General features: G+C 33.2%; 24 protein-coding genes and 2 pseudogenes. 6 read left to right on the forward strand and 20 right to left on the reverse strand.

Translation table 11 applies throughout. The annotated features are described in order from the left end of the window. On the forward strand, nucleotides 1-159 hold a 159-nt coding region (locus ACVWXS_RS23465; RefSeq protein WP_456960386.1), incomplete at its 5' end, for an ATP-binding protein. 77 nt (nucleotides 160-236) lie between these two features. On the opposite strand, the gene ACVWXS_RS23470 is transcribed toward ACVWXS_RS23465, so the two are convergent. After that, a complete protein-coding gene (locus ACVWXS_RS23470; RefSeq protein ID WP_368637643.1) occupies nucleotides 237-1,031 on the reverse strand; it encodes a MerR family transcriptional regulator in 795 nt (264 codons plus the stop codon). 489 nt (nucleotides 1,032-1,520) lie between these two features. Between ACVWXS_RS23470 and ACVWXS_RS23475 the strand changes: the two genes are divergently transcribed. Further along, entirely contained in the window at nucleotides 1,521-1,994 is a 474-nt protein-coding gene (locus tag ACVWXS_RS23475; RefSeq protein ID WP_456960368.1) for a hypothetical protein, read from the forward strand. Between the two features lie 654 nt (nucleotides 1,995-2,648). Here the strand turns inward: ACVWXS_RS23475 and ACVWXS_RS23480 are convergent. Next, entirely contained in the window at nucleotides 2,649-3,743 is a 1,095-nt protein-coding gene (locus tag ACVWXS_RS23480; protein WP_456960369.1) for a DUF418 domain-containing protein, read from the reverse strand. Nucleotides 3,744-4,133: 390 nt separating this feature from the next. Here ACVWXS_RS23480 and ACVWXS_RS23485 point away from each other — a divergent pair, with 390 nt between their 5' ends. Beyond that, the gene (locus ACVWXS_RS23485) at nucleotides 4,134-4,865 is read left to right on the forward strand and encodes a helix-turn-helix domain-containing protein (protein ID WP_456960370.1); all 732 of its coding nucleotides are present in this window, start codon (nucleotides 4,134-4,136) and stop codon (nucleotides 4,863-4,865) included. Nucleotides 4,866-5,176: 311 nt separating this feature from the next. Here ACVWXS_RS23485 and ACVWXS_RS23490 read toward each other — a convergent pair whose 3' ends face one another. The 5 genes from ACVWXS_RS23490 to ACVWXS_RS23510 all read right to left on the reverse strand — a co-directional run bounded on the left by ACVWXS_RS23490 (nucleotide 5,177) and on the right by ACVWXS_RS23510 (nucleotide 10,935). Then, a complete protein-coding gene (locus ACVWXS_RS23490) occupies nucleotides 5,177-5,899 on the reverse strand; it encodes an SDR family NAD(P)-dependent oxidoreductase (RefSeq protein ID WP_456960371.1) in 723 nt (240 codons plus the stop codon). Nucleotides 5,900-6,006: 107 nt separating this feature from the next. Next, nucleotides 6,007-6,741: a DUF2087 domain-containing protein gene (locus ACVWXS_RS23495; RefSeq protein WP_456960372.1), complete on the reverse strand. Its 735-nt coding sequence runs from the start codon at nucleotides 6,739-6,741 to the stop codon at nucleotides 6,007-6,009. 294 nt (nucleotides 6,742-7,035) lie between these two features. Continuing rightward, nucleotides 7,036-7,911, reverse strand: a complete 876-nt coding sequence (locus tag ACVWXS_RS23500) for a phosphotransferase family protein (protein WP_456960373.1) — start codon at nucleotides 7,909-7,911, stop codon at nucleotides 7,036-7,038. A 740-nt stretch (nucleotides 7,912-8,651) separates the two neighbouring features. Next, the gene (locus tag ACVWXS_RS23505; protein WP_456960387.1) at nucleotides 8,652-9,167 is read right to left on the reverse strand and encodes a hypothetical protein; all 516 of its coding nucleotides are present in this window, start codon (nucleotides 9,165-9,167) and stop codon (nucleotides 8,652-8,654) included. A gap of 721 nt (nucleotides 9,168-9,888) precedes the next feature. Further along, nucleotides 9,889-10,935 (reverse strand): ankyrin repeat domain-containing protein, encoded by a 1,047-nt coding sequence (locus ACVWXS_RS23510; RefSeq protein WP_456960374.1) that lies wholly within the window; start codon nucleotides 10,933-10,935, stop codon nucleotides 9,889-9,891. A gap of 365 nt (nucleotides 10,936-11,300) precedes the next feature. On the opposite strand from ACVWXS_RS23510, the gene ACVWXS_RS23515 reads away from it, so the two are divergent. Next, the gene (locus tag ACVWXS_RS23515) at nucleotides 11,301-11,813 is read left to right on the forward strand and encodes a peroxiredoxin family protein (RefSeq protein WP_374967034.1); all 513 of its coding nucleotides are present in this window, start codon (nucleotides 11,301-11,303) and stop codon (nucleotides 11,811-11,813) included. Between the two features lie 318 nt (nucleotides 11,814-12,131). Here the strand turns inward: ACVWXS_RS23515 and ACVWXS_RS23520 are convergent, their stop codons facing one another. The 3 genes and pseudogenes from ACVWXS_RS23520 to topB all read right to left on the reverse strand — a co-directional run bounded on the left by ACVWXS_RS23520 (nucleotide 12,132) and on the right by topB (nucleotide 15,740). Then, nucleotides 12,132-12,983 (reverse strand): nucleotidyltransferase, encoded by an 852-nt coding sequence (locus ACVWXS_RS23520; RefSeq protein WP_456960375.1) that lies wholly within the window; start codon nucleotides 12,981-12,983, stop codon nucleotides 12,132-12,134. 232 nt (nucleotides 12,984-13,215) lie between these two features. Then, a pseudogene (locus tag ACVWXS_RS23525) lies at nucleotides 13,216-13,505 on the reverse strand (topoisomerase C-terminal repeat-containing protein); the annotation flags it as partial. 105 nt (nucleotides 13,506-13,610) lie between these two features. Next, the gene (gene topB / locus ACVWXS_RS23530) at nucleotides 13,611-15,740 is read right to left on the reverse strand and encodes a DNA topoisomerase III (protein WP_456960376.1); all 2,130 of its coding nucleotides are present in this window, start codon (nucleotides 15,738-15,740) and stop codon (nucleotides 13,611-13,613) included. A gap of 563 nt (nucleotides 15,741-16,303) precedes the next feature. On the opposite strand from topB, the gene ACVWXS_RS23535 reads away from it, so the two are divergent. Then, nucleotides 16,304-17,200 carry a DegV family protein gene (locus tag ACVWXS_RS23535; protein WP_374967038.1) on the forward strand — a complete coding sequence of 299 codons (897 nt, stop codon included), beginning with the start codon at nucleotides 16,304-16,306 and terminating at the stop codon, nucleotides 17,198-17,200. Between the two features lie 342 nt (nucleotides 17,201-17,542). Here ACVWXS_RS23535 and ACVWXS_RS23540 read toward each other — a convergent pair whose 3' ends face one another. The 8 genes from ACVWXS_RS23540 to ACVWXS_RS23575 form a co-directional block, all read right to left on the reverse strand. Continuing rightward, complete coding sequence (locus ACVWXS_RS23540; protein WP_456960377.1) at nucleotides 17,543-17,875, reverse strand: histidine kinase; 333 nt, start codon at nucleotides 17,873-17,875, stop codon at nucleotides 17,543-17,545. 214 nt (nucleotides 17,876-18,089) lie between these two features. Further along, a complete protein-coding gene (locus ACVWXS_RS23545; protein WP_456960378.1) occupies nucleotides 18,090-18,329 on the reverse strand; it encodes a hypothetical protein in 240 nt (79 codons plus the stop codon). Between the two features lie 38 nt (nucleotides 18,330-18,367). Further along, nucleotides 18,368-18,607: an inner-membrane translocator gene (locus ACVWXS_RS23550; protein WP_456960379.1), complete on the reverse strand. Its 240-nt coding sequence runs from the start codon at nucleotides 18,605-18,607 to the stop codon at nucleotides 18,368-18,370. 980 nt (nucleotides 18,608-19,587) lie between these two features. Further along, a complete protein-coding gene (locus ACVWXS_RS23555) occupies nucleotides 19,588-20,526 on the reverse strand; it encodes a hypothetical protein (RefSeq protein ID WP_456960380.1) in 939 nt (312 codons plus the stop codon). Between the two features lie 267 nt (nucleotides 20,527-20,793). Then, nucleotides 20,794-21,537 carry a type II toxin-antitoxin system HicB family antitoxin gene (locus ACVWXS_RS23560; RefSeq protein WP_456960381.1) on the reverse strand — a complete coding sequence of 248 codons (744 nt, stop codon included), beginning with the start codon at nucleotides 21,535-21,537 and terminating at the stop codon, nucleotides 20,794-20,796. 687 nt (nucleotides 21,538-22,224) lie between these two features. After that, entirely contained in the window at nucleotides 22,225-22,701 is a 477-nt protein-coding gene (locus tag ACVWXS_RS23565; protein ID WP_374967064.1) for a hypothetical protein, read from the reverse strand. Nucleotides 22,702-22,814: 113 nt separating this feature from the next. After that, complete coding sequence (locus tag ACVWXS_RS23570; RefSeq protein ID WP_456960382.1) at nucleotides 22,815-22,973, reverse strand: hypothetical protein; 159 nt, start codon at nucleotides 22,971-22,973, stop codon at nucleotides 22,815-22,817. A gap of 71 nt (nucleotides 22,974-23,044) precedes the next feature. Then, the gene (locus ACVWXS_RS23575) at nucleotides 23,045-23,350 is read right to left on the reverse strand and encodes a hypothetical protein (RefSeq protein WP_456960383.1); all 306 of its coding nucleotides are present in this window, start codon (nucleotides 23,348-23,350) and stop codon (nucleotides 23,045-23,047) included. A 159-nt stretch (nucleotides 23,351-23,509) separates the two neighbouring features. On the opposite strand from ACVWXS_RS23575, the gene ACVWXS_RS23580 reads away from it, so the two are divergent. Continuing rightward, nucleotides 23,510-24,337: an AraC family transcriptional regulator gene (locus ACVWXS_RS23580; protein WP_456960384.1), complete on the forward strand. Its 828-nt coding sequence runs from the start codon at nucleotides 23,510-23,512 to the stop codon at nucleotides 24,335-24,337. On the opposite strand, the gene ACVWXS_RS23585 is transcribed toward ACVWXS_RS23580, so the two are convergent. Next, on the reverse strand, nucleotides 24,274-25,521 hold the full coding sequence (locus ACVWXS_RS23585) for an MFS transporter (RefSeq protein WP_456960385.1): 1,248 nt from the start codon (nucleotides 25,519-25,521) through the stop codon (nucleotides 24,274-24,276). The genes ACVWXS_RS23580 and ACVWXS_RS23585 overlap by 64 nt on opposite strands. Nucleotides 25,522-25,912: 391 nt before the next feature. Then, a pseudogene (locus ACVWXS_RS23590) lies at nucleotides 25,913-26,227 on the reverse strand (DUF6176 family protein); the annotation flags it as partial. Nucleotides 26,228-26,322: the final 95 nt, after the last annotated feature.

A 26,322-nucleotide genomic window follows, 5' to 3' on the forward strand; every position in this document is an offset into this window, starting at 1 on the left:
TTCACAACGAATGTGAACTTCAAATCGTGGGATGAAATTTTCCCTGAACCGAAGTTAGCGAATGCGATATTAGATCGTATTTTACATCACGCAAGTGTTGTCACAATCGTTGGTGATTCATACCGATTAAAGCATCATTTAACCTCGGAAAACGAGTAGTTTTGTACATCCTTAAACGAGCAAAAATGTACATAATGGTGTTGACATTTATAAGGCACTAAAATCCAATTTCAGTTTCACTTGATAGGTGCATAAATTTCTAAAAATACACGTTCAAGTCCATCTTCATAAGTGGTCAGTAGTTGATTAATATATACTAGCCCCAAAAGTTCATACCCTTTGTCTTTTGCTACTTTTCTTAAACTTGCTTCCACGTTATGGTCAATACTTTTTCCACCAGTTGACCATCTTCCATCTTCAATAACGGTATAAATACATTTTGGATGAGATCGAATTTCTCCTTCTATTTCTTTATCTACGTCCTCTACTTTTCTTACAACGAAAAACTTATCGTCTATAATACCTTCTTCATTGAAACTTATGACTCTTCTTAAAGATGTTAGCGTTACTGCTTTTTTTAGGTTTTCTGCATTCTTTTTTAGCGTTTCATATTCATCAAACGCAGTAAAATGTTCGATTTCTCCTTTTATTTCTAAAGGCTTCATTTCTTTTACTATGTATTCGCCTAAGAATTGTTTAACTTTTTCACAATCCTCTTTTACTGTCTGAAGCTTTTTTAAAAGCAGCTTTTTATATTGTATCTCCTCTAAAACCTCTTGTTCTTTCTCTTCTAGCAATGACTTTATTCCCTCTATACTCTTACTTTTTCTTAATTCTTGAATTTTTTTAATTTCAATATCAACTTCTCGATAGAAATTTACTGTTGTTATATCGTAAATATCGAAATGATTATATTTTCTATACCCATTCTCCATATTTTGCTTAGGCTTTACTAATTTCTTTTCTTCATAAAATTTCAAGGTATCTCTAGAGACTCCTAAAAATTTAGCTACTTGTCCTATGGTGTACATGTTACTCTCCTTTAACATTGCTATAATCTTTATGATATTTAAAGTAACACTTGAAAAGCAGTGTCATGTAATAGTGGACACTGTGAACTTTAACTGCCTACAGAAAACATCACAAAGATTAGGATATAAAAGAAACATAATTCATTATCTTAATAACCATATAATACCATTACTTATTAATAAATTAAAAATGCAGGATATAAAAAATGATGACTGTTCGTATTAATGAGGATTTTGTAACGAAGCATTTTCCTGAATAAAAAAACGCGGGCATATGTAAGCCGCCCTCTTATAAGGCTTATTCATCTAGAAAAGATGTCCCAATCCTACCGGGTCTCTCCGACAGTGCAGAAGGGAGCAAAGACCTCCGGATTATCGTCTCGCCATGCTCAAAGAATCTGTTTTATTACACTGTTGACATTGATACTGCAAATACTTGGAAATTCAATCACTAAATCGATATACTTTGAAAGAGAGGGGGAGAAAAAGTTGAATAAGTGGTTAAAAGGTTGGAGCATATTCATTTTTTCAATTGGAGGAATAGCGATATTACTAATATTCGGGACTGTCTTATTAATTTTTAATTTTAGGGCGTCGTTAATACCAGATGAAAAAGAAGAAGCAAAGGTACTTTCACAAGCCGAACAATACTTACAAGAGAAATATCCAACCATGGAATACGAAATCTCCGGTGTCGAGTATGATACAGAGTCGCAACACGATAAATTTGATTATGCTGCAGTGATTTTAAATACAGAAACACAAAATACGTTCATGGTTTATGAAAATAGACATACGAACCAAATGGAAGATGATCTTGCATTTCAAGAATTATCAACATTCATAGAACAAGTAAAACCGAAAGTTTATAGTTATGTAACTGAAACATTCGGAGAACCACAAGGTATGGCATTTACGCCTTCAATCGATCCCCCCCTCTTCGCTTACTATAAAATTAAATAACAAAAAAGAAGAGGTAAACGAAGAAATGTTTGAATCTTTTATTGATTATCTTCAGCATGAATTAAAAATCGAACACGCACATGTAACTATTATGTATGAAAATGAACATTGGGATAAAGAGTTTTAATAAAGCATGAGGATACATTTTTCTCATGTTTTATTTTGATAGCATCATAAATGTGATTAGAATGTAAAGATAAAATCCATAAAGGGGTCGTAATAATTGCTTGACTCCGGGAAGCATCATTTGTTAAACACAAGCTCAAAATTTCTATTCGTATAATCAATCACCAAACGCCCTTCTTTAGCAATATCACTACCAAAAACACCATCTAGCTTAAAAAATGTAGCAAGATCTGTCAACATCTCTCTCATGTTGTCTAAGCTGATGGATTGATGCTCATTCAGATATCAAAAAGTCGATTCCTTTGAAATGAAGGAAAATCGACTTTTTTAATTTTGAATATACTTAGCGTACAAAAATTTCCGTCATGTTGGTGATCCCCCTTCAATTGAATCTTTTTTTATAGAAAGTTTAAGGTTATACACTCTAATTGGTTTATCATTTTCTGACAGAGAATTCTGATTTTAAAGAAACCAAAGCTGGCGTAAAAGTCTTCTGCTACAGGGTTATTTGGGTTATAACAGACAATATTAATTTGTCATTTTTCTCATAATCCATTCAATCGGTCCTCTTTTAAATTTTCTGCTCCATAAAACGGAAAATAAAATACTCGCTACGAAAAACAATAGTGTAAATACTAATGAAAATGCTAACGTTTGGTTTTCTAACCTATTTAATAAAGTTAATATGCCAACACCGATGAATACATGGCTTACATAATGGGTTAGTGTTAATTGTCCTGTTTGAATCAGTGATTTTGTCAACCATTGTTCTGCAAAGTTTTCTGCGATATAAATAGAAGCAACGATGACAATGATCGCTGAAGCGGAATTTGATAACATATATAATATGTTTGGAGGAATTGGTCCAGTTTGAAACAAGAATTCTGCACTGTTTACATCTAATACCGATTGAGATAATCGCATTAATACTTTTGAAAGTACCTCTATTGTTATGAGTAGAATTATAGAAATAAACAACATTTTGTTTCTTACAGTTTTCTTCAATAAATCAAGTCTGCCAAGGATCATTCCAAGCAAAAAGAAACAAATCCAAGGGAATACTGGATGATACCCATTAAATAAAAGATTTCTCATAAAACCTTCAATCGTCCAAAAATCAAGATATTCCATAAATGGTTGATCTGGATGCCATCCTTGCAAATAATTCATTGTCACTTGTAAGACTTGCGAGGTTATTAAAAAACCACTAGATAGAATGATCATGAGCTTTGTAGAAGCTACGATAAGAAATGATCCAATCAGCATATAAACACCATAATAATGAAGGATATCTCCTGTCCAATCTACAACATATAAAAGTAAACCTAGAATAAAAAGAAAAGCGGAACGTTTCCATAATTTCACCTTATTTTCTTTAATGTAAGAAAACTCACCGCCATTTCTAGCTTTTCTTGTCATTAAGGCAACCCCGATACCTGCCAGCGTAACAAAAGTGGCGGATGCTCTGCCTTCAAAAAGTCCAGTAAACCAAATAAGCCAATCCGGCCCATTTCCTGCCGCTCCCATAATAATTTTAAAGTTAACTATAAGCATCCCCAACATAGCCAATGCTCGAGCGAAATCTAACCCTTCAATACGTTTAGATTGTAACTGTTCGGTCATAAATGTCCCTCCTTAAGTACACTATTAATACCTTAATCATTTGGCCAATAGTCAAATTAAGACATCCCTTTATAGATATAATCGACTTTTTATTATTGCCCCTCTTAGTACATCACCACTATAAACTATAGGGTTGACCTAATGTCAAACCAACTTTTGTTTGCGCCCACCTCTCAATTCATTTGCTCAATTATCCATTGGTAGGATGATGCTAAAACCCACAAGGAGCAAATCCATTAGCGTTATCACATGGAATTTATACCTACAAATTCTTGTATCCCATCCATTCCTTTCATTATCAGTGATGATTGTTTTAGGTTTTATCTTAGGTTTATTGTTTGACATTAGGCAAGCCCTAGAGTTTATATTTATCTAGAGAAGAGGGATATTATGGATGAAACAATTACTATAAGTCAATTGGCTAAAATATTTGATATCAGTCATCATCAAATACGATATTACGAAGAAAAAGGGCTCTTATTTCCATCCTACACGGATAATAATAGGTATCGAAAATATTCTCTTAAGGAAATTTATCAACTTGCTCAAATATTAATGTTGAGAAATTTAAATCTTTCAATCGCACAAATTACAGAGGTTTTAACGACGTATGAAAAAAATGATTATTTGAGTTTATTAAGCGAAAAATCAAAAGAACTTTCAGACGAAATAAACAAACTACAAAAAATTAAAAAGGCCATTGATCACCATTATGTAAATATTACAAACCAAAAAGTAAATTCAACAAAATACTTAAAAGAAAGTCATTTAGAAAAAATAATCACTTTAAAAACAAATGAAACTTTATCAGCCAAAGATTTGTTAAAATTTCAATTATCAAAGCAATTTTTTTATTATGATATTATTTATGTTTTTGAAGAAGATGAATATCATATATGTATAGAAACAGAACAGAAAGCTGATTTCATCATGAATGAAGGTAAATATAGTTCTATATTTATTATGGGCGAAAATGATGATGAAATTGAGAAACAAATATTATCTATTATCGACAAGAAAAATACCCCTATTTATGTAATGGAGCTCTCAAGCGGTATTTTTACTAATAGTAATATTCTTGAGTTAGAAATTCTAATTCCCGAAAAAAGTGATAAAAATTAAAGCTAAAGTTTTCGATTCCCGATTAGTTGTGAAATCGTTTAGGGTATAGTTTTTTGACAGATAGCTATTTATTAGAATATTAACCATTTGCTAGAGAATGTTATATTACAGAGACTTCTGTTCATGCGGAACATAGAAGCAAAGGAGTTGGATAGCTGTTATTGCGGTGGGCAAAGAATTTTGCTCGAACTCATTTTCAATCAATTGAGTTGAGTTTACACGTCGAATAAATCAAAATTATAAGTACCATTTTAAACGGCTCACACGTTGAACAGAATCGTTCAACATATGAGCCGTTTTTTTATACTGAATTATACATTCATATCTGTAATGGCAGGAATATTTATTTCCTTTACACATGAAACTGGTGATAGATTAATCACACATTGGACAATGGCTACAATATCTTGTACAGGAATACGTGTACCTTCATACAACTTAATTGCTTTTTCAGCCCCTTCTTCAAAAGGTACTTCAGCAGCAAGTTCTCCTGGATTAATACACGTTACAGAGATCTTATCTTTTCTCACATGCTCGCGTAAAGCATTTGTAATGCCTCGTAAGCCAAATTTAGATGTCACAAACGTAACTTGCGCATTATTCGTATGATCTAAACCAGCTGTCGATCCTATTAAAATTATTTTTCCATTCTCCGCCTGTCTTAAATTAGATAAAAGCGCCTGAATATATGTAATTGTGGAAGTTAAATTAATATTAATTAAGTTTGCAATATCCCCAACTTCATCGTTATCAAACGTATAGTCATCTTCAAAACCATGCTTTTCCCATACTCCAACATTGTAAATTAATACATCAATAGCAACGCCTTTTAAAGCTTCTTTTAAAGCAGGAATATGTTGTTGACTAGATAAATCAATAGTCAGCCATTTACGATTTACGCCATCATTTATATCTAAACTACTTGGTCGAGTACGTGACACCACCCATACTGTATCCCCTTCAGTTGGTAAACCCTTTACGAATGCATCACCTAATCCTTGGCTTGCTCCAAATATAATAAAGTTCTTACTCATCCCATCACCCTTTCTATGTAACTACAACGTAAGTATAGTTAATATAAACATTAGTAACAACTAAAGTGATTTCTAGGAATATTTGGGTAATAAAAATTATCTATGTTTTAAACCTCTTTCACCCAATAGGTTGTACAATCATCGCTTCGATTTAGAAAGCCATACTCAATTAAGTATCTTCTAAGTGAAACATAATCGCTATAAATAGGCTTTAAAATCTCATTTACTTCTTTTTCACAATATTTATTACCTACCGCAAACTTCGTGACAATGTGTTGCAGCAAAATAATTTTTCTTTTTTCCTTACTCGGAAAGCTTTCAATAGAACCATCTAAGCCATGTTTAAAGTATGTCGCTAGTACTTTTTCTTTCTCTTCTATTCTAATCGCATAACGCTCATCCACCTGTGTTGCCCCCTTATGAATTGGCTCGTAAACTATAGTTGTTTCCAGAGCCTGCATGATCGCTAGAAAAACTTTTGCTTGCTTTTCTTTTTCTTTCAATTTAAATCGGTGCTGTCGAATCGTTGAAATACTATTTGCAGAAGTATTATTGATAATTTCTTTATCAGCTGCCCCTGTTGCAAATAGCTTAAGCAATTCGGTTTGGATATCTGATAACCCTGTATACTTCTTATCTAATTGAGTTAACGCTTCAAACACAGAGCCATGTTCTTTCTCGATATGGAGTTGTAAAGTTTTTTTAGCTGTAAAAAATTGATTACCTATTTTGAATATTTCTTCGGCATCAAATGTTTCTTTACAAAATATACATCCATATGCATCACCTTTATTTACATACCCCTTCGATAATTCCTCTATTGTTAAATCACTTACATTCATAAACAAAACCCCTATATGTTTATCATTTAATAAACAATATATAATAAGTTTGTTTATTTGTAAACAACAACACAATTTGTTTATCTAAAAAAGAATCTATTTTGACAATAATCAATCAAAATAGATTCCTCTCAGCGGGTAAATCCTCTATAGAAATAAACGAAACGAATTAACGGGTTCAAATTAATCCTCGATAAATCAGACTTAAGCGTATTGAATTTACTAAGTTTAACTAGTTTGATTAAGTTGTATTATCCTTCCGGGATCAACGTACCCTTTAGTTGAACAAGTAATCTATCTATAATCTTTTATTCCACTTTCAAAAGCCTGTCTATCGTCATTCTCAATCCCGTGCAAGGCTTCTTGTAAAGCAAATGTACTCTTATAAAATTTAACTCGTTCAGATATTTCATTACCGTTAGGATATAGGTCCATACACATATCAAAAAAATCTTCACCATAACTAGAGAGTATGCCAGCAAAGTCATACGCTGGATCTCCTAAACCAGAACCACCAAAATCTATTATCCCTGAAATCATACTTGTTTCTGGATTCCACAAGATGTTAGATGCTCCGAAATCTCCGTGTATAAGTGTTATCTCTATATTTGAGAATGCTTTCCCTTTTAGGAACGTTTCAAAGGATTGTGATATTTCTTTTTGAGCGTCTTTTCTGATAAAAGGGAATAATGTATTTTGAATCTTATCATACAGGTTATACATCTCTTCACTAGGATTACGAACCTTTAGTTTCAATTCTCGACTTGCTTTTTCTCCTGAAATAGAATGGAGTTCTACAAGAAAAGAAACTAGTTGTTTTGCCAACCCTTTCACCAATTCAACACTCTTAACATCTGTTAAACTTTCCTTCCACAAAGGAACACCATCTATTAGTTTATAGCCAGTAAAGACCTTCCCTAGTTCTAATTCTTCAAAAGACTGATAAATTGGATTCGGAATAGGAGTGGAAACGATCCCTTTAATGTATTTCAAAATTTCCGTCTCTCTTCTTAATTGAATGATTCCTTTTTTATATTTTGGAAATCTAAAAACCAAAGATTTGTTTACAATTAACACATCATTGTTCTGTCCAATTTCATTAAGATAAAAGTTTTCAATGGAAAGGTCGGAATAAAAGGATTGAATGTTTTCAATAAAGTTATTATTCATTTAGAATTACCCCCTTTTGGTCTCTTTCTTTTGTTTTAATTCCCAAACTCTTGTTGAACTATCCTGCCAGTTCGTATTAGTTTAAGTACATTTCTTCACAAACTTCAAATAGATTTTAACATAAATATCCAATAAAAAAGCACCTCTAAAAAAGAGGTACTTTTTATAAATCTTTATTATTAACGATCAATCTTGTGATTTGTGATGGTTGTTCGGCATACGGTAATCTACCTGATGTCACGTTCGCCAATTATTGGGCGCATATGCAACGTTATTGGCTGAAAGCCGATAGCAAAAACGGGGACCCACTAATTTGTATTTCCCTCTAGTATACATAATTCCCTGTATATTTGGTTAATGCAGGGGTAAATACCTTTAAAGTCCAACAAATGTACTCATACATTATTCTGGCCCTACGCATGTCAGCTATTCGCTATTAGTCGCTGCTTTACTATCATCTAAAAAGAGAGATAAAACAGAACAGTATTTACGTTTCCTATAGGTAAAAACTATAGACTATTCATTCTATGAAAAAGGCGAATAAATATTTGCTACCCATTCTTTCAATGGTTAACTTTACTGCCGAGTCTAAAAAACTAGAAATATGATATCGCTCAGATGTTATCCTTCTGATTAAATAAAAAACTGATTCCTAACTATCTATAAGCTATGGGATCCCTTCTCTTTTAGTTTACGTAGATAATTATATGTTAATCCTTTTTAACTTTTCCAATGAATTGTTACTTTTCCTCTTGATCACCATTCTCACCCTTATTTATTGCACGACCGCCTCCACCAACCGCATGCTGCTGCTTCGTATTAGAACTTCCTATGGCTGAATTAGTTCCTCCCGTACTATCTAAACCGCTTCCGCTTGCTATCTGAGTAGCTGACGACTGTCTTTGACCCTTATTTACCTGATTATTGATGATGATAACAATTTCTTCGTCACCATCACAGTCTTCATGCTGTTCGTGAGGTTGAGTCTGCTCTCCCTTCATACCGCTGTTTCTAGCTACCCCTTGTGCTCCAACACTTTGCTGTTGATCGGTATTCGAGGAATCTATTGCAGCATTACTACCAGCTGCACTATTTCTTCCTGCCCCACTTGCAATTTGCGTGGTATTAGGTGCACTAGTGAACTGATTATTTATAACAATTACAAGCTTTAACTTATCCGATACTGGAGAATCAGTCCTAATTTCTTCTCCATCTTTTTTTACAATAATCCTTACTTTTTCATTTTTACTTTCCACACTGCTTTGTAATTCCTTGGAATTAGACCCATCATTACTATCTTTATTACCTCGCTGATTTGACATTATACCACCTTCTTTTCGATTTAGAATAATATATCTTATTCGAAGAAGAAATTTAGATTTAGTCAAATACATTAATTTTCCTAAAGTATTATGTGGATACTATCTTTGTGTATAGCATTCTACAAAAATCTTCCCATGGCGAGGTGTATGTCTAACCGCATTACCCAATAAATTGTTCACGTATCGCTCCAATAAGTGCGAATCATCAATGCTATCCAGAGGAACTTCTATTCTCTGCTTTACCACTATTCTGTTCTCTCATAAGGAGTTCATTCTTTTTATACGGTCAAACAACAGAAAAACACTTATTCCACTATTTTGGGAGGTGCTGTACTATTTTTCAAAAAAACCTCACTTACTTATGTGATACGGTTCACCGTGACTAGTCTAAGTGCGGTTTTTTATACATTACTATTATGGGTTTAATACAGTTATATAGAATCCACCATCGATTAATTCTACTGTATAAACACTAATAAAATTCCCCATAACCTTATAAATTAATGTTTCATTAATCGTGTGGCTTTGAATTGATTACATTTGAAGTTAAATCGGTTGTATACGTAGTTCAACTGGATTACTCAGCTCATTTATTTTCATAAGCATTGCTGTATCTTTGCCTTTATTATTAAATCGTCTTCGTACATCTCCACTATTACTTTCCTATAAAATGTAAAACATCTTTATTTTCACAAGTTTCCGCTAAATCTAAAGCTGTTTTTCCTTCATGATCTTTAGCATAAATGTCCGCTCCGTATTTTAATAGCATTTCAACAGTAGCAGTATTTCTAGCCTTAATTGCCCTGTGCAGCGCTGTTTGTTTATACTGATTCCTGCATTCAATATTAGCTCCACGATCCAGAAGGAATTTAATTCCGATAACGTTATTAGTATCCGCAAAATTGTGCAGTGGAGGGAATGGCTTTCTTTCCTTGTCCATGTCGCAGCCTAATTTTAAAATGTCCTCTAGTAGAACTATATCTTGACAATGAAGAGCGATCCCAAAACCTTTCTTTTTTACCTCTTTCTCATAAATATCTGGATATTCCGAATGAATATAATTAACAATATCGCTTGAATATTTAAAAGCAATTTCAAGAGGTGTTTGTGCGAGAGCTCGTTTACCTACGTTTGCGCCTCTTTCGGCTAATAATCGAAATGCCTCAACATTATTGTGCATACTGCAAAACTGTAATGGAGTGCCCCGAGATTCCAAGATCTTATCCAAATCAGACTTTTTTGCACGGATAACTAACTCTCTAATTCGGTCCAAATCATTCATATAACACGCAAAGACTAATGTAATTTTAATTTTTTCCGCCCGTAACGATTTCTGCAAAACTTCTTTTCTTTCCCCCTCCATGGGTTCCAAACCGTACCTTTGATAATTAAGTAACTCAAAAACATCCATATCAAGGAGTTCAGGGTTCATATCTTTCACCAAGAAATGCTCAGCTAATGTACCCGCATCTACTTTGATACAAAGAATGCCCTGTCCCTGCATAAAAGTCTTAATCTCGCTGACATACTTATTAAAAAGTGCAATCGTCATGTCACCATCATATGATGCTTCATTATTAACAATAGTAAAATATCCGCTCGTAAATAAATTCTTAGTCCCTAAAATTAAATAGGTATACGTTCTTCCCCTTAGTATTGACTCATTAATAATTGCATTTATTAAATCTTCAAGGTTTTTCATTTATTCATGCCTCCATACCTTTTCTCTAGTGCAAGTGGCGATTCCATCATAGATATTAAAAAATGGATTTTTCACACTTAATTTTAGGAAAAGGAAAAGTATATTATTCTTACATACTCAGCATATTAGATCAAAATCCCATTTTAGTCTATTTAGCTAAAAAGCGCGAGAAATCAATTAGATAGCTCGTACAATCAAAATGAAGGACGAATTATTGAAGAAGATATACCGACAAAGATGACTCGAAATTTTAGCTACAATCATGAATATAGAAGGTATATGTATTTTTTTATTTTACATAGCAAATTCAAAACAGGAAATACTATAAAGGAGGAATAGAATTTCCAATTTTAAGGAGGATACGCATGTCTATATTTAATTTGGGTGATAAAGTGCCCGATTTCACTCTTCCAGCAGTTAATGGAGGAAAATTCTCTTTAGAATCTCATCAAAATCAGCATAGAAGTTGGCATCTCATTATCTTTTTCAGAGGATCGTGGTGCCCTGTTTGTCTTCATGAATTAAAAGAGCTTGAAGAAAATAAAAGTTATTTTGAAGGCAAGAATGTACATCTAATTACCCTCTCAACAGATCGATTGGAAAATTTAAAGAAAATGGTTGATGAGCACAATCTTACTTTTACTGTCTTGGCTGATGAAGAGTTAAAAACATTAAAAGCATATGATGTTTTTTATCATGGAGAAGATGCACCCTATGAGGATCATGGCAAGCATGGAGAGCCGGCTTATTTCCTAGTTGATGAAAATGGACAACTGCTATATCAACAAAAACAAACTAGTCCATTTGGGCGCCCATCATCTACAGAACTTCGCAAGATTGTCCAATATATTGGAAAAAATTTAAAAACAAATCCATAAATAAAAATATTTGATTGTGCGTAATTGTTGAGCAACATACGAAGAAAATGATCAATCTCGAATAGTTTTTTTATTTATCGTAAAATTTGAGTTTAAAGAAGTATTTTTGATCAAACCTTATTTGTATTATACGATTGACCTAAAATCTAAAATTGCTTAAAAATAAAAGGTAATCCCATATGAGACATGACTAAAATGTGATTACCTTTTTCTGTATGTGGAATCAATTCCGTCTGTTATAACGTGGATAATGTAGGCTAAAATAACAAAGCTAATTCCATTTTTAGCTACTTATACAGAATTCGATTTCGCAAGTTATTAATTAGATGATAGTTTCATGTTTAATTCTCTATTAGGGTTGTAGAACTGTAGCCATTTATCAGCTTCACTAACCATCCACGTTCCAAATTCATTTAAAAACGATAACAATAAGTTTGTATCTATTATGGGTATTATTGCATATTCAAGTGCTTTTCTCATGTCGTTTTCCTTTTCAGGGAAATATTTTGAAAACAATTTATAAGCAGGGTATAAATCCCTTGTATATATGTTTTCTTTGGTTATGACAAGTGCAAGTCCAGCCCTTACTATAATTTTCATAATCCACTTGCAACAATCATTAATATCTTCTATATCAAAATTATCTTGAAGATCGTCACAGGCATTTTTAATTTGACCTTGTAAATGAATAAGGTGGTCATTTGCTAAAGCTTCGTCAGCTCTATATCTTGGTAATTGAGGTATCAAGTCTTCTCCAAACACACATATTCCATGGGTTTTAAGTATGAAACTAATTATTGAAAAAGATGACGTATTTAAAATATCTTCTACGCAGTAAAAACTTAGTTCAATACCATCTACACAAGTATGTTTTTGATTTAATTCTTGTTCAACTTCTTTTAACCGCTTTACCTGCAGTTTATTAGGGTTTTGCTTCGTAACCGCTATTGTGTCTAAGTCAGCTACTCCTTCAATACCTATCCCTTTTGGAATGGAACCTCTTATGTATACACTATGTAAGTCATCTTGAAGATGAGTGGAATACGTATTGACTACATCGTATATCACAGGAAGAAAAATTGGGTTGATTTTATTCCAGTCTGAATGGTTAATAATGTAGCCATCTCTATCAGTAACACATAAGCTTCCAATTTCTCTAATAGTAGTCATCACATATCTCCTTTTAAAGATTTATAGTAACTTAGTCTACCTACTATACTACGCCTGCGGGATTTGTCCCCTGACGAATAAAAACAACTAATGATATTATATCTAATAATAAATTTTTTGAATATCTGAACATTATATCTATTTCATATAAAAAAAGGATAGCACGTTCTATAGTGAACACGCTATCCTATTTCATTTTAGAAGTTTAGGGTAGTAGAGAATTAATGTAAAATTAATCCTTCTTTTCAGCAAACTCCATCTTCCAGTTAAAATATTCGTTATCTAGATTTTTTCATATGTTAAATGAGCATCAAATTTAGACCCTTTTTTACTCGTTAAGCCTTTTACCAACACCGTTCCGTCGGCTAGCAATTTCTTCACCATAGTTTTGGTTGGCTTCTTCTTCATCGTGGCTAAAAATTTATCGTTTTTCCAGATGACAAATTTACAGCCCTTTTTCCAGTTACTACAGCCAAAGCCTTTTTGCCCTTCGATTACGCTATGAGCACAAAATGGGCATTCGCTCGTGTTACTTCCCTAAGTATCACATCTTAATATTTCAAAAACTGCAAGATAATTTCAATTTATAAGTTTTTTTGCGGAATAGATTATAAATCTCTTCCGCTTTTACTTTTCATTAAACTCAAATTCAATTTTTCCTTCTACTAAACGGAGTGACGCATTAAATTGTTTACCATTCTTTGATTTAAATCCTTTAACCACAGCTGTTTTACCAATTTTACATAAATCATTAATGTTCTTTTCAGTTAGTTTTTTTCCTAATAACCTTCCTGGGAACGTTTGCTTACAACCATTTTTATAATTCGAGCAACCGTAAAAGCTTTTACGCAAACCTATTTTTCCTACTTTACATGTCGGACACATCACAATATCTTTCACAACAGCTGGTTTAAACTGCTCAGCATCAATTGTGAGTGACTCTAACTGTTTAGGCACCTCCGCTATTAATTGATTAACAAATTTGCCTATACTTTCAATGAAATGTTTAGCAGAGCCTTCCCCACGACCAATTTTATTTAAGTAGATTTCCCATTTTGCAGTCATAGATGGACTTGAGAGTAATGTCCCTTCAATTGACCGACATAAAAGCTCCCCTTTCGGCATAATGTGTACTATGTTTTTTCGTACTTCAATAAATCCATGCTTTTTAATCGTCTCTATAATGCCACTCCGAGTTGCTTCTGTACCAATACCTTCAATCGATTTCAGCACCTCGATTTCTTCTTCATCCTCAACTGATTTACCACATGTTTTCATCATCGTAATGAGTTGCCCTTCTGTATAAGGTTTAGGAGGCGTTGTCGTGCCTTCTAGAATAGAAACCTTACTTTGTACCATCTCATCTTGGAAAACGACAGGTAACGACTCTTCACGCTCCTGCAACTCTTTTTCACTTGAAAACAATTCTTTCCAACCTTTTACAAGTTCTGTTTTCCCTACCGTTTTAAACTCTAATTTTTTGACATTCGTTATAATCGTTTTTTCATCGTATTCATAATCTTGATGAAACATGGCGAGTGTCGTATTGACTATTTCGAAATAAATATTGCGTTCATCAGCATTCATTGATTGTAACGCTTTTTCTGTCGGCACTTTTTTCGTTGGAATAATAGCATAGTGCTCCCCAACGTTGGCACTGTCGACGTAGCGTTTGTTATTCCCTCGATTCAACGCATTAAATGACTTTCCCACGAGCTGCTGATATTTTGCCAATGATTCATTTAAATAGGCAAACTCATTATGTGTAATGAGCTGTGAATCGGTACGTGGGTAAGAAACAAGCTTTTTCTCATAAAGTGATTGCGTAAGTTTCAACACATGTGACGGACTGTATTTCCAACGTCTATTAGCGGCGGCTTGTAATGTTGATAACGCATGTAGTTTTGGTGGTGCAATACGCTTCGTTTTGTTCGTTACACTCGTAATTAGACCCGTATCCACCGGTTCAACCCCATGGTGTTGCAATAATTGCACAGCCTCTGCACGCTCTTTTGTTTTTAACTTTGCCTTCCCTTTATATACACCATTTTGTGCTTTAAAAATCCCTTCAATTTCATAAAAATTTTCAGGCTTGAAATGTTCGATTTCCTGCTGTCTTTTATAAATTAAATATACGGTTGGCGATTGCACACGTCCGATGGAGATACTACCCTTAAAGCCTTTTTTTTGTAAAAGTAGCGTATATAGACGACTACAGTTCATGCCTACTAACCAATCGCTAATTTGACGTGTTTTTGCTTCTTGGTACATGAGCAAATCACGCTCATTACTTTGCATAGTATTAAAACCTTTTCGTATTTCCTCAACCTCTAATGAATTGATCCATAATCGTTTAACAGGCTTATTTACTTTCGTCATTTTTAAAAGTGAGTAGAAGATATTTGAGCCCTCACGTTCACTATCGCAGCAGTTATAAATCATCGTTACTTGCGGATCACTAAAGATTTTTTTTACTGCACTAAATTGTGAATACATTTTAGAGACAACTTTATCTTCAAATTTTTGTGGAAGGATAGGTAATGATCCAAGCGACCATTTCTCCCATTCTTTTTGATAATCTTTTGGTTCCTTTAATTCAACAAGATGACCAACTGCCCAGGTAATTACTGCACCCTCAGGAAAAGTAGAACAAGGTTCCAATTCTATAAATACTTTCTCTTTTTGTTTAATTTTAAATGCGTCTGCATAAGCTCTTGCTTGAGATGGTTTCTCTGCCAAAATTGCGATTTTTCCCATTAATCATCACATCTTCTTTAAAATATTTTAGTAGCTTTTTATATAAAAACATAAAACTCAACTAATCAGATTAGTTGAGTTTATTGTGAAATACCTTACTACTATTTTACTTTAAACAATTTAAAATATCACTTACTAAAATCTTTGTACCAGAAACACCCTTACAAAGCACTCATGGGAGATTCATCCAACTCAGGTTGCTGCACCAGCCTCTAATTTGATTGGCCGTAGAAAGGATGTTTCTAATGGAAGCCATCATTGAACGTGCATGTGGTATGGATGCCAAATTTACCGATCCACCAGCAGCCAGAGATTTTAAATAGTTACATGCCTTGATCGAAAAAAATTCAGATAGATGGCCATTCGTCGTGTGTACCGAAAAGGTGCGCTTTTTTTATATTTCGGGCTTACTTTTTTATCGCAATTATTGTCGAAATAATGTCGAAGATTGCAAAAAAATAAATACAGCATTATAAATGTCACTACTCATGATGATCTTATCTGTGTATAGTTACATATAAAATGAATAATATTCTACGATAGATGAAGGGGATTACTTTTAAATGGGAAAGAAAATTGCATGGGTTACAGATACAGCAGCATTGTTAGATGAAAAGTTCATACAGGACAATCAAATTCACGTATTACCACTTAATATAGTGTTCGAAGAAGGGGCTTTACGCGAAACTGTTGATATGACACATGATCAGTTTTACGAAAAGCTACGAAATGCTAAAAAAAATCCAAAGACATCACAACCTGCTATTGGTGAAGTTGTAGACTTATATAAATCATTAAAAGAACAAGGGTATACATGTGCAATTGCAATTCATACCTCTCAACATCTTTCGGGCACTTATCAAAGCGCTTTCACAGCGGCTGATCAAGCTGAATTTGAAGTATATCCAGTGGATTCAAAAATCGGGTCATTTCCGATGATGAAAATGATTGAACTCGGTCAGCAGTTAGAGCGTGAAGGTTTTGAACCTGGCTATATTGTTGAAAGAATCAATGAGATGGCAGATAACAGTGAGCTTTCATTTATTCCGGCTAGCTTATCACAATTACATAAAAGTGGTCGAGTTTCAGGGACTCAAGCATTTTTAAGTAACTTGTTGAATATTAAAGTTGTCATATCATTTGAAGATGGGAAGCCCGTTATGAAAGAAAAAGTACGCGCTACGACTAGAGCTAAAACATATGTACAAAATGTTTTAAATACAGATCTAGAAAAAAGCATTATCCCTGAAGTTGCAATTATTCACTGTAATGATGAAGAAGGCGCAACCGCTTGGAAAAAAGCTTTAGAGAACGAATATCCGCTCATAAACTTCTCCGTATTACCACTAAGTGCTTGTGTAGCGGTTCATGCAGGTGAAGGAACGCTTGGTTTAAGTTGGGTACGTCTACCAGCGCTTGCACCACTTAAGCAAAACAAAGCTGAATTAGTTACTATATAAACAGAATTGTAATCTAAATTATTGTAGATACATGAAGTTGCGAAATTCCTATAAACCAACTATTATACAGTCAGAGAGCATTTTAGCTTAAGTAAACACTAACAAACAGGAGATTTTTTTAAAAAAACTCAAAATTAACACCATCCCATAACTAAATAGGCATATTAATCATATGATTAATATGCCTATTTAATGGATGATTCATTTATCTTTTCCTCCTTATTTTAAACATAATAAAAAAGCACTCTCTCAAGAATGCTTTATAAGTCAGGATATATTGTTGTATGTAAAACTTTATATCTTTCTCAAAATATTGCTGATACCTGTTGAAATAAACTTTCTTTAATCAGCTTGATTTTTATGATGATTTTTACGATTAAGCTCAGTAAGATCTTTTATATAATATAATGAATAGTCATCGTTAATATCCACTTCAAAAAAGTAATAATTTTTAGTTTCTATATCTTTAACTTCTATTTCAAACAAACCCATTCCTCTCGTGTAATCGATTTCTTCAGATTTTAAATTTTCTCTAGCAATGCCATAGTTAGTTTCAATATAGTTTTCCACATAGTTGTATACGATAGCGTTTCGAGATTTAGAATTAAAATAATTGTAATTAACAAAAATAACTACTATACAAAATAATAGATTAAAGATAATTATTTTTTTCATTTCCCTCTCCTTCCGCCATATCAAGTATCAAGAATATATCTAAATCACCCGTTAGCCATCCATGTCGCGTAAAATCAACGCTACACCACAAAAAATGAAAGATTATTACGTTCTTTCATGGGAGTTTAACAAGAAAACAACTTAATTCTTTATCTTTCTTCCCAATATTCTTATGAATTCAAACGCAAACATTAAACCTAAAGGGATAGTTAAATCAAAGCAGAGAATTACTCAATATGATTTTAAAATGAGAAGCATTTTCTAATTTGTCTTTGGAAACGAATCTCCACATCAGTAGTACTCCAAAAGCCCATATTGGGATGACTAAAAAGAATTCTGGTGTCAAAGTATCAGATTCACCTAATGCCCCTTCTGCAAAAAACCAAGAAATAAATAATGCAACAAAACCAGTAAATATAACATTACCTATAACTAAAACTTTTTTATCATTCAACAAAATCCCTCCGATTACTCGAATAACGAAACATCATTTCACTTTTTTACGAAATTTAAAATCCACGTTATAACTCCAATCACCAGAATGAGAATACCATTAGCTATTGTTATAAATCCTAAAAATGCCCCACCATAGCCTGCACCTTCTCCTGTTCCCCCAGAACTCCAATGGTAAAAATGAAGAAATACAGCCCCACTTGAAAAACCAATCACTGGAGTAAGTACCATCATAATGATGCCCGATACCATAAGATTTAATATTCCTTTTCTAAACAACGTAATTCAAATCTTATTAAAGTATTCTACATCGTTAGTAAAAAAGCGACTGCTCTATTATACAGATAGGTAAGCCTTTGAAGTTATCGCCAGCTTTTCCCCCTGTTCACACCGTACGTACGACTTTCACCGCATACGGCGTTCCAACTAATCCAATTCAATTAATCATCAACACTGCTGATATCAGAATACCTTCTATGTCTCAATTCTTCCGTTTCAATAAGTCGGTGCCTCCCTTGGGAGGTGAACCTCTTTTAGTCTCACGAGAACCTTATTAACCGATAAAGATTTGCCATGCATGATTAAGTGATTCTTCATTAGTCTAGTGGCTATCCCTCCACGTTCATTACACGCTTCATCAAGAGTAAGCTCTCCACGTTATCAGCTTACCACGTTGAATATTATCTATTATCGAATAAACTTAGGTGCTTCCTATGGACCTATTAGCGTTGCATATGCCTGTAACATAAGATGGACTTTCATATAGTTCATTCTTACTCATCCACAGCTAACCCTACATTTAGTAGTAAATACATTTCTATATAACGTGCGTCTAGACCCGTACATTCGGAGGTTCGCCAGTAGTACACTAATCTTATGTGTCTTTCATACATTCTCACCATATCTATTCAACCCAAGCACCATGATTTACCCCCCCATCGGGTAGGCTTTCGTCAGCCGAACTGTTACGGTAAATTCTCACGCCTATTAGCCGAGCTTATAACACTCTTTCCCTTACTAAATAGTGTGCTATTCGACGCAGGGGGAGCCTTTCTGAGCGTTACCTCATCATTCGACTCCTTGATAATATCCTTCAATTTAAATCGTAAATTGCCTGACCTTTACCAAGATTGTGTTATCCACATCTCATTTGAGCCAGGAACGTGTCGCACGAACAATCGCACCCGTTACTTTAAGTGAAGAATTTCATAACCCTTATTAGAAAGAGAAGAACGGTGACCTTCATCTCTCCAAAGACACTAACGTAGGGTGTTTTCAAGGATGTAACCATTCTCCCACGTTCCTATAAGAATAAATCGATCATCGTTGCTGAATTCCCCAAAACAAGCATATTGAAGTTCTTCAACTAAAATGGATTCTAAATCATCGTATCGCAGGATTAAAACTGTCTCACTATATGTAAGGATAATATATCGACCATCGTTTGACTGGTGCATATGTTGAAAATAACCGAAGTGGTCAGGATAATCCTGTTCTGATAAGCAGACTTTCTTTAAAATTTCTTTAAACTGTCCATCGAGTATAACTATGTCATAATCTTGAACCACAATATATACGTTATAAATAGAGTTAAAGATGATGGAATCCCAATTCCGAATTTCTAAGTTATCTAATACTTCAATGGACTCTTTATTTATTGGTTCTTTAACTTTTACTATTCTTTCGACTCGGTAACCTTCGTAATTTACATAACTCAAAGTAAATAAATAGGCACTTTCAGCCTGGATAAAGTGATTAAAATAAATAAGGGTAATTGAATCTTTAAATTGAGTTAGTACTCTAAACTCACCCTTATCAATGTTGATTAATGCCAGTTGATGTCCGTCTTTCGTTTTCAATGTATCAAGGATAATGAATGAAGTATTAGTTAAAACAAAGTCCCCTTCAACAAGTTGATATTTTTTTTTCGATTTAATGGTTTTGATTAACTGAAATCCAACCGTTTCATACACACATACAGTACCGATTGTGTTTTTTATATATAAATAATCATCATTGTCTGAGAAATGGATATCTCCTGGATTATTAGGTTTACTAAGCTCCTTTATTTTTTCCCAAGAATCTGTATCATAAATAATTGTTTTACTGCCCATTGTATGGCATAAAAAACGATAGGCATTCGAAAATTTAATTTGATAAGAAGTATTAAATTTTTTGATTACATTCATATGAAGCATACAACCAGCTCCTTAAATAAATATTCTTACACGCATATTCTCATCTTATCCCTTCTTGCACTAACCTCCGTAGTTGAATAACAACAATCTTCTCGAAAAGCTGTTTTCTCAAAGATTGTTGCTGTTAAAACTAAAAAGCAGATTTAATCTATAAAACGTGTAGAATAAATTCTGCCTTTTTGTTTTTATATTTAGTTAATCGAAATTTAACTAACACCTCGTTAGTTTAATAGTGTGGAACAACAATGAAGCCTCTGGTTAGATAAATTAAAAGAAACTGAAATCTGGATCTGTTACTTCTTTTTTTAATATTGCTGCTTCCATTGCAGAAATCTGCCCCATTTTTACTAATTCATTAATTGATTTTAACCTAATTTTATTATTATATTTTTCAAATTTCAGTCGTTCTTTTTTCCTCCCTAACCACTCAATGGAAGGACGACGTTTTATAACTACTTGTTCAACAAATTGATTGAATTTCTCCTGTGCTTCAGATCTTGTATGTACTGAAAATAGTATAATATTAAATGGCCACTCGGGATTTCTTCTGTGCGAGGAATCAAAAAAAAGAATTTCCTCCTCCTCCGAAAAATCGCCAAATTGAATATCCCACTTTCCCTGGTCATTCTTATAACCTATGGCCTCAATTTCCTCTTCATATTCCTCAGCGTAATAGCTAATATGCCAATGTCTGTTTTTTAAATGTTCCTGTATTTCTTCGGCATACGGTTCAAACGACGTCTTCACATCGATTAATTCCATTCCTTGAGAAAGTTTGTTTCTTTGAATAGGGATTGGTTTAGGAAGTTCTTCATTATCATATAAGATTCCTGCCAAGGAGTAAGCTAAATCCTTTTCTGCATTTTTTATAGCAATAAGTTTAGTTTCTCCCCAGCACGAAGGAAAATCCCACCCGCCCTCAGGAAAAAGCCTGGGGAAATAAACACCATATGTTTCTTCATCAATCTGTTGTATAAACGCCGGGTAAACTAATTCTCCAAAATTCAACACATCTGCACATCCTTTAATCATAACATCTCTTTATAATAAACTATTTTACAATAGTTGTAATCAAACCTATTTCAACTAAACTGCCCAGTTAGTTGAAGTAGAAAAAGCTCTACTCCTTATTGAAGTAAAGCATCTCGTTAGTTTAATAGAACAGCGAAGCTTATTAAACAATCGTGCCCTATTGTTGAAGATCACAAAATATAAAAAGTGACGACTGCATACATACGTTGTAATGAAATAAACTAAACTAAACTAATAAAGTACAAATGATTTTGGGCTTTATTAGTTTAATTTGACTCTTCAATAGGAGTTGGATAATTACAGAATATAAGGTAGGAATTATTAAGAAAAGAAGGAGAGATATGATGTTCGATCAAGTTGCGTATTTTATTTTTCAAGCCCTGGTAATTCTAACGGTTTTGGTTGTTGTAATTGGAATCCCTCTTGGGGATACACTGTTGAGAAAAAAATAAGGACGCTAGGACATAAGTATATTTCCAAAGCAAAATTTAAAAATTTCACATTAAAAAGCGCGAAAAATCAACGTTTCTAAAATTGATTTCTCACGCTTTTTATGATTTGGGTCAGTTATGTCCCAGCCTTTTTTTGATTTTACGTCTTACTTCGTTTCTATAATAGATTTAGGGATTGGTGAAAAAAAGTGGACCATATTGAAGTAAAGGCCCGTTAGTTCAATAAGAAGTTTAACTTCAATTGTTTATTAGCTTCGTTTACAATGCTTGAGATTAGGGATTTCCCTGTAATATTCATCACATTATCACCAAACTGATAATCATCTATCATTTCACTTATTTCATACCATACATTCCATTCATCGTTAATAAAGTGTTCACGAATCACCTTATAAATTTCATATGCATTGTCTATTGCTTTATATTCATCATCTATAATTTGTTTTAATAAATACCTTATGAAGTACTTGGCACAATATTCATGTGAAGGTTCCTGTATGTCTATTTCCTTTACTGCCCTATAAAAATAATCTTCTACCTCAAAAATATTTAGAGGTTCACGTAAGGAAGAAAGGATATTTAAGGATGTAGATGAAATACCATTTGCCAACATTTCACAAGCCCAATTAACATAATCAATAGGCTCCACTTTCTTTTCAAATATTTTGTAATACAAAATTTTAGTCTCCATCACTTACTCCTAAAAATTCTTATTCGTACTAAACTCTATTAAATCTACTTTTGTATTGTTTTTCTTCTTGTTGATTATTACTGTCAGTCCACGCTACTGTAATCTTTGCATCACTAAACTCTTTCAATATCCTCTTCAGATAATCCTTTTGCGTAAAAAACAAATTTTTGTTGATATTCCGTAAAGTTATCAGATCCGTTATCTTGTGACGAACCACTTCCATACCAATAACGGTCAATTTCATCTATGCTATCAAGAGTCAATTTGTCCAATAGTTAGTATTTATTTCTTTTCTTAATAGCTTCAATTACCCCATCAGAAATTTCCTTATTTGTTAACCACCTTAAACTTGATGATATGAACAACCCGTAGACATTGTAACTTCTCTCTTAATTCTATTTAAATCTGAACTACTGACTAAAACGTGGAATAACTCCCATTCACTTTTACTAATTGAAACCTCTTTCGCAATTATTTTAAGTGCATTTTGAGCATTCGAGTGAATCCATGCTACTACAATATCAATACCACCATTTTTATTTATTGTTGCATGCACTTTCTTTTGTAATTCATCATGATTACTATAATCAACAGATAGTCGTGTGATATGACTATCTAAGTCAGTCTGTATTATTAAACCTTCATGCAATCAGAGTTCCTAGCGATGATTGAAACATGATACCCTTGATTTAATAACCAGAGTGATACCCCTGATAACATACCTGTTCCACCAACTACTAATGCGTGCCTCATTTATTTTCCTGCTCTTTGTGATACAATTTTTTATAATAACTAAGAAGGTGATTATGTGCGCTCAACAAAATTACTACTAGAAAACAATAACGGAGTTTTCTTATTAAAAAAAGATTTCAGCCAAGAGAGCAACTGGCGTTCAGATGATTGCTATAAATTTATTTACTCTTTAAAAGGAACTATAGATTACCAAACTAACAGAAGTCAGATTACTCTTAATAATCAACAATTTATTTTATTTAACCCTCAAGATGAACATAAACAATTAGCAATAGATGACAGTAAATTTTTAATTGAATTAAACCCTTCTTTTCTTAGTGAAGTTTCTCAAGCTCTAAATCCTGTTCACAATGATATTCAGTTTGCTACAAGTATCCAGAAAAACTCTCAGATATCAAATTGGGTTAAGTTCGTATTAGATTTCGTAAAACTTGAAAAAGATAACACAAAATCCATGGGAATATTTTTGGAACACAGTTTCACTCAATTGGCTTTAATGTTACTGAAAAGTGCTGTTGGAACCCATACACAGGATATAAATACAAATATATACAAAACAATAGATCCACAAATTTACAAAACAATACTAGCTTTAAAAGAAGATTATCAGCATTCTTGGACCTTGGATGAAATGGCAAAAGTAGCGAGATTAAGTAAATTTCAATTTGCCCATTACTTTAAAGACATCTTAGGGATTTCCCCTTACTCTTGGTTACAAACTTACCGAGTCGTCAGAAGTCAGGAAATGCTTAAAAAAACAAATAAAACTGTATTAAATATTGCAATGGACTGTGGTTTTTCATCTGTTACTGTTTATAATCAATTATTTAAGCGATTATATTGCATTACTCCTGGTACTTTTCGAGAGATGGTTAATAAGTAAGCGACTGAACAAATGATCATCATAATTCCACATATTATAAACAAGATTCTTGTAGACATGAATGAAGAGATGAATCCGAATACACCAAGAGAAATAGCATTTGATAAATATAAAAGAAATGCATTAAAACTAAAGCCCCTGCCTAGTTTTTCTGTGGGGAGATATTTTTGTAACAAATATACTCTTGATAAGCCAGATATAGGTAAGCCTATTGCTGCAACTAATATCCCTATAAAATACAATGGGATGGTATACGCAAATCCTAAAAGGAGAATACCTATACCCCAAATCAATGAACCAAACAAATAAATTTTCACACTTAACTTTTTCCAAATTAATGGGATAAGTAGGTTTACTGCAATAACGGCAGCACCATACCATCCTAAAAGTAAGCTATATAATTCCTCTCCATTTGGGGTTGTTTCCTTTAGTTGCAATAATAAACCGACTTGCCATACCCAGGTATTGAAAAACACAATGATTACTGTAACTATCAATAGGGTTCGAATTGTCGTTTGTTTTTTCACCCACATTGAAAAATCCCTTATTGAGATAAATATTTCACTTATTTTTCTTTGGTTTGAACTTTCACTTGTGATATTTTTTTCTGTAAATTGAATTTTATAAATAAGAATCGCACTTATGAGGTATGTTAGTGCATCGAAAGTAAAAAAATGTATAACGTTAATTGTATTCATTAAACCTATACTAACAATAGGTCCTAATACAGTAATGCCCCTTGTAACTGTGTCAAGCAAACTGTTAACAGAAGATCTTTCCTCGTCCTTTGTAATAATGGGTAATATAGCCCTATGAGCAGGATTAAAAAAACAGCCTAGGCACTGAATAAGGAAACTCACTACTATTAAATGCCAATAGTTCAGCAACTCAAATTGGTGAAATAGCACTAGTGATAATGTTAGAGGTACTCTTATAAGGTCAATTATTAGTAATATCCTTTTTTTATCTAGCCAATCAGCAATTACTCCCCCTATTAACCCAAATAAAAGATAAGGGACTACTTGTGAAATTGCAACACCAGTTGTATGTATATTTGATTCTGTCATCTGATAAGCTAAAAATAGGAAGGCTAACCCAGATATAACATTCCCCAAACTAGAAGTCCCAGCTCCTAATAAGTAAAGTAATACATTTCTATTGCTTTTTATAACTTTTAAATACACATTAAATCACCTCTTATTGAGTGTACTTTTTATTTGAGGTGATTTCTTTACACATATTGCTAGCTTTACTTGCAAGATTATGATGTACTTATCAATGTTTTAATTTTCATGTAGTTTAAGTGTAATGTTTCAAAAACTTTTATATAACGAATGGTTTCTGATAACCCTTTTATAAGTCTTTCAAAATAAATCAATAGTATGACCCTACATACCGAACAAATTTATTCAACTCAACTGCACCGTTAGCCATCCATGAAATGCAAAAATCAGCACTTCACCACAGAAAATGAAAGATGATTAAGTTCTTTCATGGGAGTTCAAGAAAGAAAAAAAGAGCTGCATATGCAACTCATGGTTCTTCAAGTAAAGCACTCGTTAGTTTAAGAAGTGCTTACTTCATAGAATTTCGTACCTTTTCAGGAATCATCACTACCTCAGTTTGTAAAGCTACAGGTTTAAAGGTTTCATCAATACATTCATCCCAGTATTCAATGTGTTTTTTATCAATCCAATGTTCTGATTCATCGACATCAATTCCACCTGTCCCTTGAACAACATACCAATACAAATATTCTTCTCCACTTAAAACTTCTCGAAAAATCGTTTCAACGTACATTTTCTCGCCTTCAAGGGTAACTAGTACATCTTCCATATTTTCATTCAAGAAAGCCAACCACTCATTTACTTTATCTGTTTTATTTTGTTTGTAAGCCCGTAATCAAATAACGCATATAAACAACCAGGCACCTCCGGTACGATGATAAATGTATCAAATTAGAGGAGGTGCTTCTTTATGTCAAC

Source organism: Lysinibacillus sp. TE18511 (assembly GCF_054062295.1).